The following is a 14,371-nucleotide window of genomic DNA, read 5'->3' as shown; positions in this document are numbered from 1 at the left end:
CGATGCTGGTGATCCGGCTCTTCGCAACACTGCTGTGGTTCGGTGTGTCGGCCGGCCTGCTCACCTACGCCGTCCACGACCTGAACGTGCGGGACGCGCCGACCTCCAGTGTCGAGGGCACGGTCATCGCGCACCGGCAAGAGTCCCACATGTCGTCACAGGACCCTGAGCCGCACTTCACCTATTTCATCACCGTCCGCGGCGCGGCCGGGGACTTCGAGTTCGGCAACGGCCAGCAGGCGATCGATACCGAGCCGGGTACTCCGGTGGTGGTGCAGGTTTCGACGGTGACCGGCGAGATCGTGTTCCTGCGCAAGGGCACCACGGTCGTGGATCTGCGCAATACCGTGACCACGGACGTGGTCCTCATCGTGTTCGGCACGGTCGGCCTGCTCATCGCCTTGGTGCGAGAACTCGTCATCGACGACTACACCTGCCCGAGGTGGCTGGGATTCGTCGTCGGCGCGCTCGCCGCGGCCTGCGGGGGATGGCTTGCCCTGATGCTGCCGTAGAAGTGTGCCGCTGCGGCGGTGGCGGTCCTGTGATGCTTCCCGAAGCAGTCGGTCGTGCACCTCTTTGACATGCTGCCGGTATGGCGACGACGGAATCCGAGCCCGTCCAGACGTCCGCGGGCAAGGGCGGAGGGCTGGTCCTGGTGTGCCTGGCCGGCATGCTCTGGGGAACGATCGGTCCGGCCATCCCCGTGATCCACGACGCTTCAGGTCTCTCCCCGCTCACCATCGGCGGCTACCGCGCGTTCTTCGCCGTTGTCGTCCTGCTGATCGCGGCCGCCGCGATGCGGCGGTTGCGCGCCTGCGCGCGGCTCGGCAGGCTGCATTGGCGGCGGGTGACCGTGGTCGGGGTCGCGACGGCGACCTTCCAGTTGTTCTTCTTCGTGGCGGTCCTGTGGACCGGGGTGAGCATCACCACCGTGGTGTGCCTCGGGTTCGCGCCGGTGTTGTTGCTGATCACCGGCAGCGTCCGGCGTCGGCGCCCGCCTTCCGCCGGCCAGGTCCTCACCGTCGCGGTCGCGGTGTCAGGGCTTCTGCTGGTCAGTGTGTTCGGCAGCCCGGCAGGCGAAGCGCAGTACCCGGTCTTGGGTGTGTTCGCCGCACTCGTGTCAGGGGCCGCTTACGCCCTCTCCGCCGAGGCGGCCGCGCCGCTGTCCCTGCGGCTCGACACGCTGACCATGACCACGACGACCACCTGCGTCGCCGCGATGGTCCTCGTTCCCGCCGGACTGGTCATACCGTTGTCGAGCGGCGACGGGATCTGGACGACCGACATCGGGTCGTGGGCCCTGATCGGCTACCTGGGGGCCGTGACGATGGCGCTCGCCTACGCGCTGCTGTTCACCGGCCTGAGGACCACCCCCAGCGGTGCCGCTGTGGTGGCGACGCTGCTCGAGCCGGTGACGGCCGTCCTCATCGCCGTGGTCTTCCTGCGGGAGAGGCTGACGGTGGCCGGTGTCGTGGGTGTCGTGCTGATCATGGCCGCGATCGGCAGCCTGGGACGTCACTCGAAGGAACCGGCGCCACAGTGATCTGTCGGAGCCGGCGAGATGACCGGATCGAGTGATCATCGAAGTGCGCGGCACCCGGGGCCTGTCTTACGTTGAGTGCCCGACGTGAGGGAGGCTCGATGACCACGACCGCCGAGGTCGGCGGGCCGGACGCCGCCCCGCCGGTCTTGAGCCGCAAACGCAGGAACGCGGTGTTCGCGGCGGTCATGCTCGGGATGTTGCTCGCGGCGCTCGACCAGACGATCGTGGGGACCGCGCTGCCGACGATCGTCGGGGATCTCGGCGGGGCAGGGCATCTGTCGTGGGTGATCACCTCCTATCTGCTCGCCGAGACGATCATGACCGTCGTCGTCGGAAAGCTCGGCGATCTGTTCGGCCGCAAGCTGATGTTCCAGCTGTCGGTGATCGTGTTCACGGTGGGCTCGTTCTTCTGCGGGTTCGCCGGCGACATGATCTGGCTCATCGTGGCCCGCGCGGTGCAGGGCCTGGGCGCGGGCGGCCTGATGGTCACGGCGACCGCGCTCGTGGCCGACGTCGTGCCCCTGCGCGAGCGGGGCAAGTACCAGGGCGTCCTGGGTTCGGTCTTCGGTGTGGTCACGGTGCTCGGCCCGATGCTGGGCGGGCTGTTCGTGGACCACCTTTCGTGGCGATGGGCCTTCTACGTCAACGTCCCGATCGCGGTCCTGGTACTGATCGTGGCGGCGAGCGCGATGCCGAGCGTCAAGGCCGCGGCGAGGCCGGTGATCGACTATCTCGGTATCCTGCTGATCGGACTGGCCGCGACCGGCCTGACACTGGTCACCAGCTGGGGCGGTACGCAGTACGCGTGGGACTCGCCGACGATCATCGGGATGTCGATCGGCTCGGTGATCTTGCTGGTGCTGTTCGTCTTCGCGGAAAAGCGCGCGAAGGAACCGACCTTGCCGATGCGGCTGTTCCGGAATCCCGTGTTCACCGTTTCGGCGATCCTGAGCTTCGTCGTGGGCTTCGCGATGCTCGGTGCGCTGTCGTACTTGCCGACCTATCTGCAGTACGTCCACGGCATCTCGGCGACCAGTTCGGGCGTGCGGATGCTGCCGATGGTGATCGCGCTGCTGGTGGCCGGCGTGTTCGCGGGCAACGTGGTCGGCCGGACGGGGCGGTACAAGATCTTCCCCATCGCCGGCGGGATCGGGCTGACGCTCGGCCTGTACCTGCTTTCGCGGCTGACACCGACGAGCGGGTTCTGGGAGATGTCCCTCTACTTCGCCGTGCTGGGCCTGGGAATCGGCCTGAGCATGCAGGTGCTGGTCATCGTCGTGCAGAACACCGCGGACTACCGCGATCTGGGCGTCGCGACATCCGGGGTGACCTTCCTCCGGTCCTTGGGTTCTTCGTTCGGTGCGGCCGTCTTCGGCACGATCTACGCCAACCAGCTGGCGCCGAACATGGCCGCGGCGGGTGCGGAACATCCGCTGCCGCCCGGGATCGACCCCAAGGCCGTCCAGGTCCCGAACGCGCTCCACACCTTGCCGGACGCGGTGTCGGCGCCGTACGTGCAGGCGTACAGCGATTCCCTGCACACGGTTTTCCTTTATGCCGCACCGGTCGGGCTCGTCGCGCTGGTTTTGGCGTTCTTCCTCAAGGAGGTTCCGCTGCGGGACACCTCGCGGGCGGCCGCGCCGGACCTCGGCGACGGTTTCGCGATGCCGGAGCCGGGCAACGGGGATCAGGATCTCGAGCGTGCCGTCGGCCGCCTGCTGGCGCGCGACGGGAAGGCGGCCTCGGCGGGTGTCATCATGAAGTCCGGCTGCGAACTCGACGCCGGCGGATTGTGGTGCCTTGGGCAGGTTCGCCTGCGGGAACGCCGGAACAAGCCGACGTCCCTGTCCGTGATCGGCGATCGTTACGGCGTTCCGCCAGAGGTGTTCGAAGCCGCCTTTGCGCGCCTCGAATTCACAGGCCACCTGACGTTCAGATCCGGGGGATGGGCCACCACGGAGGCAGGACGCGCCGAACTCGAAAAGCTCATCCGGGCTTGGAAAGCCTGGCTGGCCGAACGGCTGCGGGACTGGGGCCTGGAAGGACAGGACGAACTGGACGCGGCGCTCGGCCGGGTCGCGAACCGTATCCTGGACCAGGCCGCCGAAGACCAGCCCAGCGGGAAACACGCCGCGTCGCGATAGGGTGAGCGCGGTTCAGGGCGCGGAACCCTTCCGGACATGACGTGAAGGGGACTTTCGCCGCATGCGATGCGACGAAAGTCCCCTTCACCCCGACGGACAAGACACCTTTGACGACGGGCGAGATTGACCCGCCGCGGGGTTACCGGGCCGCCTGCGGGGCCAGCAGATCGTTCAACCAGGGCAGGACCGCGGACCGTGGATCGACCGGCCGGGGCAGGAGTCCGTTGGCCGCCAGTAGTTCCGCGGCGTGGTGCTGTTCGGTGAGGAATTCGTCGGTCACCGGGTTGAGCCCGAACGGGCGGCCGCGCAAGGCGTGTTCCCAGCGGTCCAGGTCGGCTGTGGAGGTCGTCCCGGCGTCTTCGGCGAAATAGCTGGCGGCTTCCCTGGGATTGGCCGCGATCCACGCGTCCGACTCCTGCAGCGACCGGACGATTTCGGTGAGTTCGTCGCGGTGGTTCTCGGCGAAATCGCGGCGGGTGAACCACAGTGAGGGATGGCTGAAAAGACCCTCGGTGTCGATCAGTGTCCGGACAGGACTCTCCTGCTCGACCGCGGCCAACGCCGGGTACGCCCCGACCCAGGCGTCCAGGTCGCCGGACCGGAACGCGGACGGCCCGTCGTGCACCGAGGTGTCCACCGGTTCGATATCGGACCAGGTCAGCCCGGCCCGTTCGAGCGCGAACAGCACGAGCGTGGTCTGCCAGGACCCGTGCGCGATGCCGACCCGGCGTCCGCGGAGGTCGGCGACGGACCGGATGGGCGACTCCGGCTTGACCACCAGCCTGCCGTTTTCCACCCGTGGCCCGGAAATGCCGACGTAGACGAGGTCACGCCCGTGGGCGAGGCCGGTCACCGGCGGGGTGAACCCGGTGCCGATGAAGTCGTACCCGCCCGGTTCGAACAGCCAGTCCGAGTGCAGGGTCGGCAGTGCGGTCTTCGGGTCGACGGGCGGTTTCGCGGGCAGGGTGCGGAGGTCGACCCATTCGACGCCGGGCAGCCGCCGTTCCAGGATGCCGCGGTGACGAAGGACGAACAGTGAATTGTTGTGCGGGAAGAACCCGACTCGAACGGTCATGGTGTGTGCTCCTCAGTGTTCGGGGATCAGGCCGAGGCGGCGTGCCTCGTCGACGAGTCCGCTGCGGCTCCACTGCGCGACCAGGTTGGTCGGGTCGAACTCGACCGATCCGCCCAGCCCTTCGGCGATCGCCTGGAACTGCGCGCCTTCTTCGAGCAGGACGATGAACTTCGCGGTTTCCAGCAGGCCGTCACGGCCGAGCACGTTGACGCCGCCGTTGGCCTCGAAGATCGCGACCAGATGCGGATCCTCCCGCAGCCGGTCCAAAATGAACTCGCTCGCGGGACGGCTGCGGTCGATATGCGGCGGGATCTCCCTCGACAGCGTGAGCCGCTGGGACGCGGCGTAGCGGATGGGCAGGGTGCGGTGGGTCTGGGCCCATCCGCCGAGCCATGGCGTGTGGACGTGCACCACCGTCGTGATCTCCGGGTGCTCGCGGAAGACCTTGCTGTAGCCGCCGATGAAGCCGGCGCGGCCGCTGCCGGACAGCACGGTGCCGTCGAACGTGGCGACCACGGGTTCCACCGCGCGGTCGTCGGCCCAGGGGCCGGGCTCGTTGAGGGCCACGGCGATCTCTTCGCCGGGCACCCGCTCCACGAAGTTCACGGTGCCGTTCGCCGAGGTGGTGCCGGTCTCCCGGAAGACCCGGAACGCCTTCTCGGCGTCCTTGCGGGCTTTCTCCACGAATTCGGAGACGGTCGAGTCGAGTGTGCTGGTCATCATTTCTCCTGGTCAGGCGACGAACGCGGGTTCGCGCGGGGCGGTGGGGCTGGTGAAGCGGGAACGGCCGAGCAGGGGGAGGACCTCCTCGCCGACGCGGTAGGCCTCCTCCAGATGCGGGTTCCCGGCGAGGATGAACGCGTCGACGCCGAGGTCGAGCAGCTGGTCGAGGCGCTCGGCGACCTGCTCGTAGCTGCCGACGAGGCCGAACGCGGGTCCACCGCGGAGCAGGGAGAACCCGGCCCAGACGTTCGGCTGGACCTCGACGTCGCGGTAGCCGGTGATGGTGGACGGCACCCAGCCCTTGATGCGGCCCGCGCCGACGGAGTCGCCTTGCGCCTGCCGGTTGGCGATCTCCGGGTCGACGTACCGCCAGCCCTTCTCGATCTCGGCCCACGCGGCTTCCTCGGTGTGCCGGGCGAGGATGTCGATGCGTACCGCGAATTTCGGGGTGCGGCCGAGTTTCGCGGCGTGCTCCCGGACTCCGTCGAACTTCCGCTTGAGATCGGCGAACGGCTCCAGCCATGACAGGTAGTAGTCGGAGTGCAGTCCCGCCGCGTTCACGGCCGCCTCCGACGAGCCGGAGAAGTAGATCTCCGGGAAGGGTTCGCCGGCGAGGTGTTCGGGCAGCGCGGCACCGCGGGTGGCGAAGAACCGGCCGTCGAAGTCGTACGGCTCGCCCCGCCACACGCCTTTGAGGACATGCAGGAACTCCGAAGTGCGGGCATAGCGGTCGTCGTGGTCCACCTTGTCGCCCCACCAGAGCTGCGCGGGTCCGCCGCCGCCGGAGATGATGTTGTAGACGAGGCGGCCGCCGGTGGCGCGTTGCAGGCTCGCCGACATGCGTGCCGCCTGCAACGGGTGCAGGAACCCGGGCTGGAACGCGACCATGAAACGGTAGGTGCTGGTCTCCTTGGCGAGCGCGGCCGACAACGCCCACGGGTCTTCGGTGCCGGGGAACGAGGGCAACAGCCCGCCGAGGAATCCGGCCGCTTCCGACGCTTTGGCCACGGCCGCGGCGTGGTCGACGTAGGCGTACCCGTCGGGCTCGCCGTCGCGCAGGGCCGGTGCGATGTTGCCGGGGCCGATGCCACCCCAGTCGCCGCGGTTGCGGATCTTCGGGGTGCGCAGCGAGGCGTGGTCGCCGCCCATACCGATGCGCCAGTAGACGTCCACGGTCATGCCTTCGCTCCTGTCGGTGTCCGGCTCGCCGGGTCGGCGAGGTGAAGGAGGTGTTCGCCCGCCCGGTGGATCTCCTCGATACCCGGGTGTCCACTGAGGACGAAAGTGGTGATACCGGCGCGCTCGTACCCGGCGAGCCGGTCCGCCACTTGCCGGTAGCTGCCGACCAGCCCGACCGGGGTGCGGTATCCGATGCGGTCGAAGCCGTCGAACGTCGTCCCGTCCGGCGTGCGGGAGCGGATGTCCCGTTCGGTGGCGGCCGGGTGGATCTCGCGCCACAGGCGCAGGACCCGGGCCCACGCCTCGTGCTCGTCCTCCCTGGCGATGATCGGCAGCACCAGCCCGGCCCGTACCGTCCGGCCGTGTCTCGCGGCTGCGGTGTGGAGTGCACGGACGGCCGAGGCCGGATCCGCTGTGGACGCGGAGAACAAGTGCACGTCTCCGTGCGCGGCCGACAAGGCGATCGCCTCCGGTGACGCCCCGGAAAGGTGGACCACCGGGAACGGGTGGCCGTCGGCCGCTTCGTCGAAGCCACCCGACCGGACGTGGAAGTACGCGCCGTCGTGGTCGAACTCCCCGCCGTCGAATCCGCCGGGTGAGGCGCCGCGCCCGGACCACACGCCGCGGGCGACGGTGAGGAACTCGGCCGCGCGTTCGTAGCGTTCGGCGGTGCCGAGGCGGTCGCCACGCTGCCGGTCGTCTTCCGGATCGGTGTCGACGCGCACCAGCCAGTCGAGCCGGTCGGCGCCGAGGCGCTGCAAGGTCAGCGACATCTTCGCCGCGTATACCGGGGTGGCGAAGGACGGCGTGAACTCCACGGTCACCCTGGCCCGGCGGGTGTGGCGCAGTGCGCCGCCCGCCACGATCCAGGATTCCTCGCCGTGCGGGTCGTACGCGGCGACCACACCGTCCAATCCGGACAGTTCTGCCGCGTCGATCACCTGGTGCAGATGTGCGAAGCCGGCGCGCTGCCACTGATTCGGGTCCGCGCGGCGACCGTCGCCGCGGGTGGGCAGCTCCCACAGGAACCTGGTCATGCTGCCTGCTCGCCGGCGATCAACGCCTTCGCCTGCGCCAGAGGCTCGTGCTCCACCCAAGCGCCGAGGTCGAAGTCGGCGGCGAGGAATCCGTGGGTGTAAAGGAATTGCTTCTGTACCCCCAGCAGTTCGATCCGCTCGGCGGACAGGTCTGGGTGCAGGGTGCGATGGAACCCGTCGCCGTACGCCGCGACGACACCCTCCGGTCCGGAGAACGTTTCGCCGGCGAGCACGGTACGGACCTCGTCGAGGTGAGTGGCGGCCCAATCCGCGGCGCGCAGGCTCGCCGCGAGGAAGCCCACCACCAGTTCGGGACGGTGCTCCAGCAGGTCGGCGTGCACGGTGATGGGGCGGGGTGTGCCGTTGTTGACCCGGCCCCGGCGGGTGGTGGCGGTGTCGAGATCGACCGCGACCCGTAGCCCGTGTTCCCGCGCCGCCTCGGCCGCCCGTGCGCCCTTCACGTAGATCGCGTCGACCTCACCGGCCAGGAGTTCGGCCACGCCCCAGGTGGTGCCGCCGGTGGCGCGGCCGCGTACCTGAGGGTCGCGGTTGACGTCGACCTCGGTCACCGTGACGTCGGCGAGGGTGCGGCCCGCCAGGCGCAGCGCGTTCGTGAACCCGTGCAAGGCCATCGCCCTCGGGAAGCTGCGGGCCTGATCCGCGGCCCAGGCCGGGATGCCGATCCGCGCGCCGGCGAGCCCGGCGGCGTCCGCGATGGGGGAGTCGCCCGCGACGAGGATGGCCTGCGCCTCGTCGATCCAGGTCAGCCCGATGAGCCGGGTGGGTGAGCCTTGAGCGCGGGCGGCGATGGCCGGCACGTTGCCGCCTTCACGGATCAACCCGCGGAGCCGGTGGTCGTAGTGATGGACGGCGATCTCCGGTGCGGCGTCCTGGAGGATCGCCAGCGGAAGGCCGTGCTCGCGCGCGTTGCCGGAAAGCCAGCCGAGGCTGTTGGCGAGACCACTGGCGGTGGGTACCGGGCAGCGCGTGTACCAGAGCCGGTCGATCGGTTGTTCATCGGTGATGGTCATGGGGGTCCTCCGAAGGGGTCGGGCCGACGCCGAGTTCGGCGAGGAAGGCGGCGCGGTAGTCGAGTGCCGCGGGGTCCGTGCGGTCACGGGGGCGGGGAAGGTCGATGACGACGTCGTGCCCGAACCGTCCTTTGTGGAGGACGAGCACCCGGTCGGCGAGCCGGATCGCCTCGTCGACGTCGTGGGTCACGAGCAGGACGGCGGGCCGGTGGAGGGCGACGAGGTCACCGACGAGATCCTGCATGCGCAACCGGGTCAGCGCGTCGAGCGCGGCGAACGGCTCGTCGAGCAACAGCAGTTCGGGTTCGCGTACCAGCGCCCTGGCGAGCGCGACGCGCTGCGCTTCACCGCCGGACAGGGTCGCGGGCCAGGCGCGGTGCTTGTCGGCGAGATCCACCTCGGCGAGCGCGCGGCGCCCGCTGTCCTTGGTCTGCCTGCCGTGCGGCCGGCCGATGACCACATTGGACAGTATGCGTTTGGACGGGATCAGCCGCGGCTCCTGGTAGACGACGGTCCGCTTCCGGGGAACCAGGATGTCTCCGGCGTCCGGCTGTTCGAGCCCGAGCAGCAGCCGCAGGAGGGTGGTCTTGCCGGTACCGCTGGGGCCGAGCAGCACGACGAACTCGCCCCGCCTGATCTCCAGGTCGACGCCGTCCAGCACGGTCTTGTCGCCGAAGCTCTTGCTCACACCCGACAGCGACACCGCGAGGTCGGTGGTGGTGGCCGTCATCGCGCCGCCACCCCCGCTCGCCATGGCATCGCGAACCGCTCCAGCACCCGCACCGCCCCGTCGAACACCAGGCCCAGTACGGCGTAGAGCACCACGCACAGCACCATGTAGTCGGTGCGGTTGTACTCCTGAGCCAGGCTGACCAGGTAGCCGATGCCTTCCCGGGTGCCGACCTGCTCGGCCGCGATGAGCCCGGTGACGCTGATCGACAGGCAGATCCGCAGGGCCATCAGCACGGCGGGAAGCGCCGAGGGAAGGATGGTCCCGAACACCAGCCGCGGTCCGCGCAGCCCGAAACTCCTCGCCGCCTCCAGCATCTTCCGGTCGACGTTGCGGACACCGAGATAGGTGTAGGCGTACATCGGCGCGACGGTGGCGACCGCGATCAGCAGCACCTTGAACGTCTCGTCGATGCCGAACCACGCGATGAACAGCGGCACGAGCGCGAGGAACGGGATGGCGCGGTTGATCTGCATGGTGGCGTCGATCAGTTCCTCGCCGAGCGCGGAAAGCCCGGACAGGACGCCGAAAAGGAGTCCGAACGCGACACCGAGGGCCACTCCGGCCGCCGCGCGCTGCAGGGACGCGAGCGTGAAGTCCACCAGCTGGCCGGTCTGGAACAGCTCGATGAACGCGTTCCACACCTTCGGCGGTCCGGGCAGGATCTGCTCGGAGATACCTCCCGTGGCCGAGCCGGTCCACCACAGTCCGACGAGCAGCAGTGGAACGGCGAAGCGCAGCGGGATCGACGACCAGCGGCGACGGCGTCCGCGTCCCCGGTATTCGGGCCGGACGAGGCCCGGCGGCCCGGTGCGCACCGGCCCGGGCGCGGTGATGGTGCTCATTTCGCCGCCTCCCGGTATGCGGCGAGTTTGGCCGGCAGGTCGTAGATCACGTCCGCGGCGGTGATCGTCCGCGGGGTCACCTTGTTCGCCGCGAACAGGTTCGCGACCGATTCGAGGTCACGCAGGTCCTTTTCGTCGGGGTACCGGGGAACTGCGGCCTGTGCGCCCAGCGCCAGCGCACGCCGCAGCCGATCGCCCGACAGCGCGCGGGGGCCCGCCTTCTCGAAGACGTTTTCGAAGTCCGCCGGGTTCTCCCGTTGTTGCCGGGTCAGTTGCTGCAACGTCTCCAGATACTTCGCCGCGACGTCCGGCCGCGAGTCCAGCACCTCGGTGCGGAAGGCGACGATCGTGTTGTCCACCGAGCCGATGCTCTGCTCGGTGGCGATCTCCACGCCGCCGTTGGCTTTCGCCTCCTGGTAAGGCTCGTTGAACGACGCCCACGCGTCGACCTGCCCGGTGGCGAACGCGGAGGTCGCGTCGGCCTGCTGCAACGGCACGCGTTCGACCTGGTCGACGGGAACACCGGCCTGAGCCAAGGCCAGCAGCGTGATGTACTCGCCTTTCCCGGCCGGGTTCACGGCTATCCGCTTGCCCGCCAGATCGCGTACCGACTTGATCCCCGACTTCGGTGTGGCCAGGATGCCGTTCTGGTCCTTGCCGACCGGATCGGCGACGGCGACGATCCGGACGCCGACGTCCTTGGACAGCGCGCCGATCACCGGGCTGTACGCGCCACCGGAGACGTCGAGTTGCTTGGTGTTGAACAGTTTCAGGTTCGAGCTGAAGCCCGGGGTGCTGGGGACCCATGCGATGCGGGCGCCCAGTGGTGCCAAGGCTTTGTCGAACGTCCCGTCCCGTTTGCCGACCGCGAGCGGACCGGAGTTGCCGGGATCGGTGACCTTGAGCGTGAAGGTGCCGCCGGTGTCCGTGCCGGCGCCGGCACACGCGGTGGTCAGCGCGAGGAGGGCGGCGAGTGCGAGCGTGAGTCTGGAATTCCGGCTGCGGGGCATGGAGGTGACTCCTGGGGAGAGGGGACCCGGTTCGGATGGCCCGGTCGAGATGGGCGCAACGCTAACCACGCCGCCTCAAGGGATCCAGGTGTTCCACAGAATGGAAAACAGGTTCGGGATTCCTGGCACAACTGGCGCCGACGGCGAAAGTCCTACCACTATCTGGAATGCTGTTACGCTGGGCCGTATGGCGCGAGAAAGTGGTGACGGCGTCCAGACCGTGGCGAGGGCGCTGGCGGTCCTCGGCTGTTTTCGTGGTGGCGGGGAGCTGGGGATCACCGAGCTGTCCCGGCGGGTGGAGCTCCCGGCCAGTACCACTCATCGTCTGGTGACCGCGCTCATCGGCGCGGGCTTCCTGGAGAAGAGCCCGACTTCGAACCGGTACCGGATCGGGGGCGCGCTCGCGGAGTACGGGCAGATCGCCTACCGGCAGCACCGGATCTACCTTGTCGAGCCTCATCTCGAACAGCTCGCGACCACCACCGGGGCTTCCGCGTCGATCGCGGTCCGGCACGGCAACGACATGGTGCTGCTCGGCACCAGCCGCTGGCGGGAGGCGGACGGGCACGATCTCCAGGGGCTCCGGATCCCGCTCCACGCCAGTGCGCTGGGCCGGGCACTGCTCGCCTGGTCCGAGGTGTCGGAAGACGAGCTGGCGCGACTGCCGTTCACCGACGGAACCGAACGCGCCCCGGCGGATCCGGCCGCGCTGGCCAAGGAACTCGCGCTGACCCGTGAACGCGGATGGGCCTTCAACGACGAGGAACTGGCCGCCGGTTTCCGCACGATCGGCATTCCGCTCCGCGACCGGGAAGGCCGTGCTCGCTTCGCCCTCGGCCTGCGCGGCTCGACGGCCCTGATGATCCCCGAACGGTTGCCCTTCTTCGTGGACCTGGCCAAGGTCACGGCCGGCGAGATCGCCGCCGTGCTCTTCGAGAGCTGACGAGGCGGTGACCGGGGCGAGTGCGGGCTCTGCGTCCAAAGAGGACTAGTGGGGTGCCGGATAGCTCACAGTCCAGCTGGTGAGACGACGGCGCCAAAGCTGGGTGGGACGGTTTTCTTTCCTTAGGGTCCCTGATCGTCACCCGATCAGATGAACCCGAGTAGGTGCTGTGCCCGATCCCTTGCTGCTGCCCGAAGGCATCCCGCCGACGGCGGCGCGTTCCCTGCCGTCCGCGGTGTGGCACGCGGTCCGGTCCAGTGGATGGACGCTCACCTGCGCGATCGCCGTGGTGCTGATCCTGGTCATGGCGGCCGCCGCGGACCTGCTCGTCCTCGTCGAAGGACAGAGCCTCAACCCGGACATCGCCAACCTCGGGCCGACCGGGCTGCCCGCCGGCCCCCTGGGCGGGGTCAGCGGATCCCACTGGTTCGGGGTGGAACCGTTGACCGGTGTCGACCTGTTCGCACTGGTCGCCCACGGCGCCAGGACGTCGTTGCTGGTCGGACTCGGCGCGACCGCGCTGGCCACCGCGCTCGGTGTGGTGATCGGGGCCAGTGCGGGCTATCTCGGCGGCTGGTGGGACCGGGTGGTCACCTGGACCGCCGACGTGCTCCTGGGCTTCCCGTACCTGATCTTCATGATCGCGCTCGGCGCGATGGCACCACCCGATTTCCCGCGGCAGCCCTTGCTGATCATCGTATTGGGCGTTTTCGGCTGGCCCCGGGTCGCGCGGATCGTCCGCGCGCAGACGCTTTCGCTGAGTGGCCGCGACTTCGTGTCGGCGGCCAAGGCGATGGGCGGGGGACCCTGGCATGTCTTCACCCGAGAACTGCTGCCGAATCTGTGGGCACCGGTGATCGTCGTGGCGAGCCTGTCGATCCCGTCGATGATCGGCAGCGAGGCGGCGCTTTCCTTCCTAGGGGTCGGTGTTCTGCCGCCGACCCCCAGCTGGGGCCGGACGATCAGCGCCGCGATCGACTTCTTCGAGACCGACCCGCTGTACCTGGTGTTCCCGGGACTGCTGCTGTTCGTGGTCACTTTGGCGTTCAACGTCGTCGGCGACGCCGTGCGCGACACGCTCGACCCGCGGTCGGGAGGCCGGGACTGATGCGTGCCCTGCGCTTCGTGCTCGGCCGGTTCGCCGGCATGGTCCTCGTCCTGCTGATCGTCACCTTCGTGACCTTCGTGGTGTTCTACCTGCTGCCCGCCGACCCGGCGCGGATGGCCTGCGGTCGTCCCTGTTCCCCGGAAAGCCTCGCGCTGGCACGGGAGTTCATGGGTTACGACGCACCTTGGTACCGGCAGTTCGCCGAATTCCTCGGCGGGATCTTCGCCGGGCGGACGTTCGGTACCGGTGTCACCGCGATTCACTGCGGTGCCCCGTGCTTCGGCTACGACTTCCAGAACAACGTCGAAGTGCTGACGGAGATCGGCGAGCGGATCGAGGTGAGTTTCTCGGTGGCGCTCGGCGCCGCGATCCTCTGGCTCGTCATCGGCGTCGGCCTCGGCGTGCTCTCGGCGCTGCGCCGGGGGAGCGCGGCCGACCGGATCACCATGGCGGTCGCGATGGCCGGGGTCTCCCTGCCCGCCTACCTCGCCGGGATGATCGGCATCACGATCTTCGCGTTCGCGCTCGATGTCGTGCCCAAGAACGGCTACGTGCCGATCGGCGAGGATCCGGTCCAATGGGCCTGGCACCTCGTCCTGCCTTGGCTCGTGCTGGCCTTCCTGCACGCCGCGATCTACGCGCGGCTGACGCGGAGCCAGATGCTGGAGACGCTCGGCGAGGACTTCATTCGCACCGCGCGAGCCAAGGGGCTCAGCGAGCGGAAGGTGGTCGGCAAGCACGCGTTGCGCAATGTGCTCCTGCCGGTGGTCACCGTGTTCGGTGTCGACCTCGGCGCGCTGCTCGCCGGGACCGTGATCACCGAACGGATCTTCGGGATGGCCGGGGTCGGCAGGCTGCTGGTCGACGGCATCGCCTCGATGAACCTGCCCGTGCTGCTCGGCGTGACCTTGTTCTCGGCGGTCCTCGTGACGGTCGTGAACTTCCTGGTCGACCTGTGCTACGGCGCGCTCGATCCGCGAGCCCGCCTGATCTGAAGGGGAAA

14 protein-coding genes are annotated in these 14,371 nt (G+C 69.0%); 6 read left to right on the top strand and 8 right to left on the bottom strand.

What is annotated here, in order from left to right:
* Positions 1-2: 2 nt before the first annotated feature.
* The 3 genes from DMC64_RS27885 (at position 3) to DMC64_RS27875 (ending at position 3,687) form a co-directional block, all read left to right on the top strand.
* Positions 3-512: a hypothetical protein gene (locus DMC64_RS27885; RefSeq protein WP_125735925.1), complete on the top strand. Its 510-nt coding sequence runs from the start codon at positions 3-5 to the stop codon at positions 510-512.
* Positions 513-592: 80 nt separating this feature from the next.
* Positions 593-1,543 carry a DMT family transporter gene (locus DMC64_RS27880; protein WP_233629835.1) on the top strand — a complete coding sequence of 317 codons (951 nt, stop codon included), beginning with the start codon at positions 593-595 and terminating at the stop codon, positions 1,541-1,543.
* Between the two features lie 98 nt (positions 1,544-1,641).
* Positions 1,642-3,687, top strand: coding sequence for an MDR family MFS transporter (locus DMC64_RS27875; RefSeq protein WP_125735924.1), 2,046 nt, complete (start codon positions 1,642-1,644; stop codon positions 3,685-3,687).
* Positions 3,688-3,826: 139 nt separating this feature from the next.
* Here the strand turns inward: DMC64_RS27875 and DMC64_RS27870 are convergent, their stop codons facing one another.
* The 8 genes from DMC64_RS27870 to DMC64_RS27835 are packed head-to-tail and all read right to left on the bottom strand — an operon-like array spanning position 3,827 to position 11,317.
* Positions 3,827-4,762, bottom strand: coding sequence for an ABC transporter substrate-binding protein (locus tag DMC64_RS27870; RefSeq protein WP_125735923.1), 936 nt, complete (start codon positions 4,760-4,762; stop codon positions 3,827-3,829).
* A gap of 12 nt (positions 4,763-4,774) precedes the next feature.
* Positions 4,775-5,482: a class II aldolase/adducin family protein gene (locus tag DMC64_RS27865; RefSeq protein WP_125735922.1), complete on the bottom strand. Its 708-nt coding sequence runs from the start codon at positions 5,480-5,482 to the stop codon at positions 4,775-4,777.
* Positions 5,483-5,494: 12 nt separating this feature from the next.
* Positions 5,495-6,664, bottom strand: a complete 1,170-nt coding sequence (locus DMC64_RS27860; protein WP_125735921.1) for an LLM class flavin-dependent oxidoreductase — start codon at positions 6,662-6,664, stop codon at positions 5,495-5,497.
* On the bottom strand, positions 6,661-7,701 hold the full coding sequence (locus DMC64_RS27855; RefSeq protein WP_125735920.1) for an LLM class flavin-dependent oxidoreductase: 1,041 nt from the start codon (positions 7,699-7,701) through the stop codon (positions 6,661-6,663). Before DMC64_RS27855 ends, DMC64_RS27860 begins: the two co-directional genes overlap by 4 nt.
* Positions 7,698-8,732, bottom strand: coding sequence for an ABC transporter substrate-binding protein (locus DMC64_RS27850; RefSeq protein ID WP_125735919.1), 1,035 nt, complete (start codon positions 8,730-8,732; stop codon positions 7,698-7,700). The genes DMC64_RS27855 and DMC64_RS27850 overlap by 4 nt, the downstream gene beginning before the upstream one ends.
* Positions 8,716-9,462 carry an ABC transporter ATP-binding protein gene (locus DMC64_RS27845; protein WP_125735918.1) on the bottom strand — a complete coding sequence of 249 codons (747 nt, stop codon included), beginning with the start codon at positions 9,460-9,462 and terminating at the stop codon, positions 8,716-8,718. The genes DMC64_RS27850 and DMC64_RS27845 overlap by 17 nt, the downstream gene beginning before the upstream one ends.
* Positions 9,459-10,307, bottom strand: coding sequence for an ABC transporter permease (locus DMC64_RS27840; protein ID WP_125735917.1), 849 nt, complete (start codon positions 10,305-10,307; stop codon positions 9,459-9,461). The genes DMC64_RS27845 and DMC64_RS27840 overlap by 4 nt, the downstream gene beginning before the upstream one ends.
* Positions 10,304-11,317, bottom strand: a complete 1,014-nt coding sequence (locus DMC64_RS27835) for an NrtA/SsuA/CpmA family ABC transporter substrate-binding protein (RefSeq protein ID WP_125735916.1) — start codon at positions 11,315-11,317, stop codon at positions 10,304-10,306. The genes DMC64_RS27840 and DMC64_RS27835 overlap by 4 nt, the downstream gene beginning before the upstream one ends.
* A gap of 187 nt (positions 11,318-11,504) precedes the next feature.
* On the opposite strand from DMC64_RS27835, the gene DMC64_RS27830 reads away from it, so the two are divergent.
* The 3 genes from DMC64_RS27830 (at position 11,505) to DMC64_RS27820 (ending at position 14,363) form a co-directional block, all read left to right on the top strand.
* Positions 11,505-12,260: an IclR family transcriptional regulator gene (locus DMC64_RS27830; RefSeq protein ID WP_125735915.1), complete on the top strand. Its 756-nt coding sequence runs from the start codon at positions 11,505-11,507 to the stop codon at positions 12,258-12,260.
* Between the two features lie 169 nt (positions 12,261-12,429).
* Positions 12,430-13,368 (top strand): ABC transporter permease, encoded by a 939-nt coding sequence (locus tag DMC64_RS27825; protein WP_125735914.1) that lies wholly within the window; start codon positions 12,430-12,432, stop codon positions 13,366-13,368.
* Entirely contained in the window at positions 13,368-14,363 is a 996-nt protein-coding gene (locus DMC64_RS27820; RefSeq protein ID WP_125735913.1) for an ABC transporter permease, read from the top strand. The genes DMC64_RS27825 and DMC64_RS27820 overlap by 1 nt, the downstream gene beginning before the upstream one ends.
* Positions 14,364-14,371 lie beyond the last annotated feature (8 nt).

The organism is Amycolatopsis sp. WAC 04197 (assembly GCF_003947475.1).
Taxonomy (GTDB): domain Bacteria; phylum Actinomycetota; class Actinomycetes; order Mycobacteriales; family Pseudonocardiaceae; genus Amycolatopsis; species Amycolatopsis japonica.
Note: the sequence above shows the minus strand (reverse complement) of the source record. Positions and strands in the feature narration are given on the sequence as shown.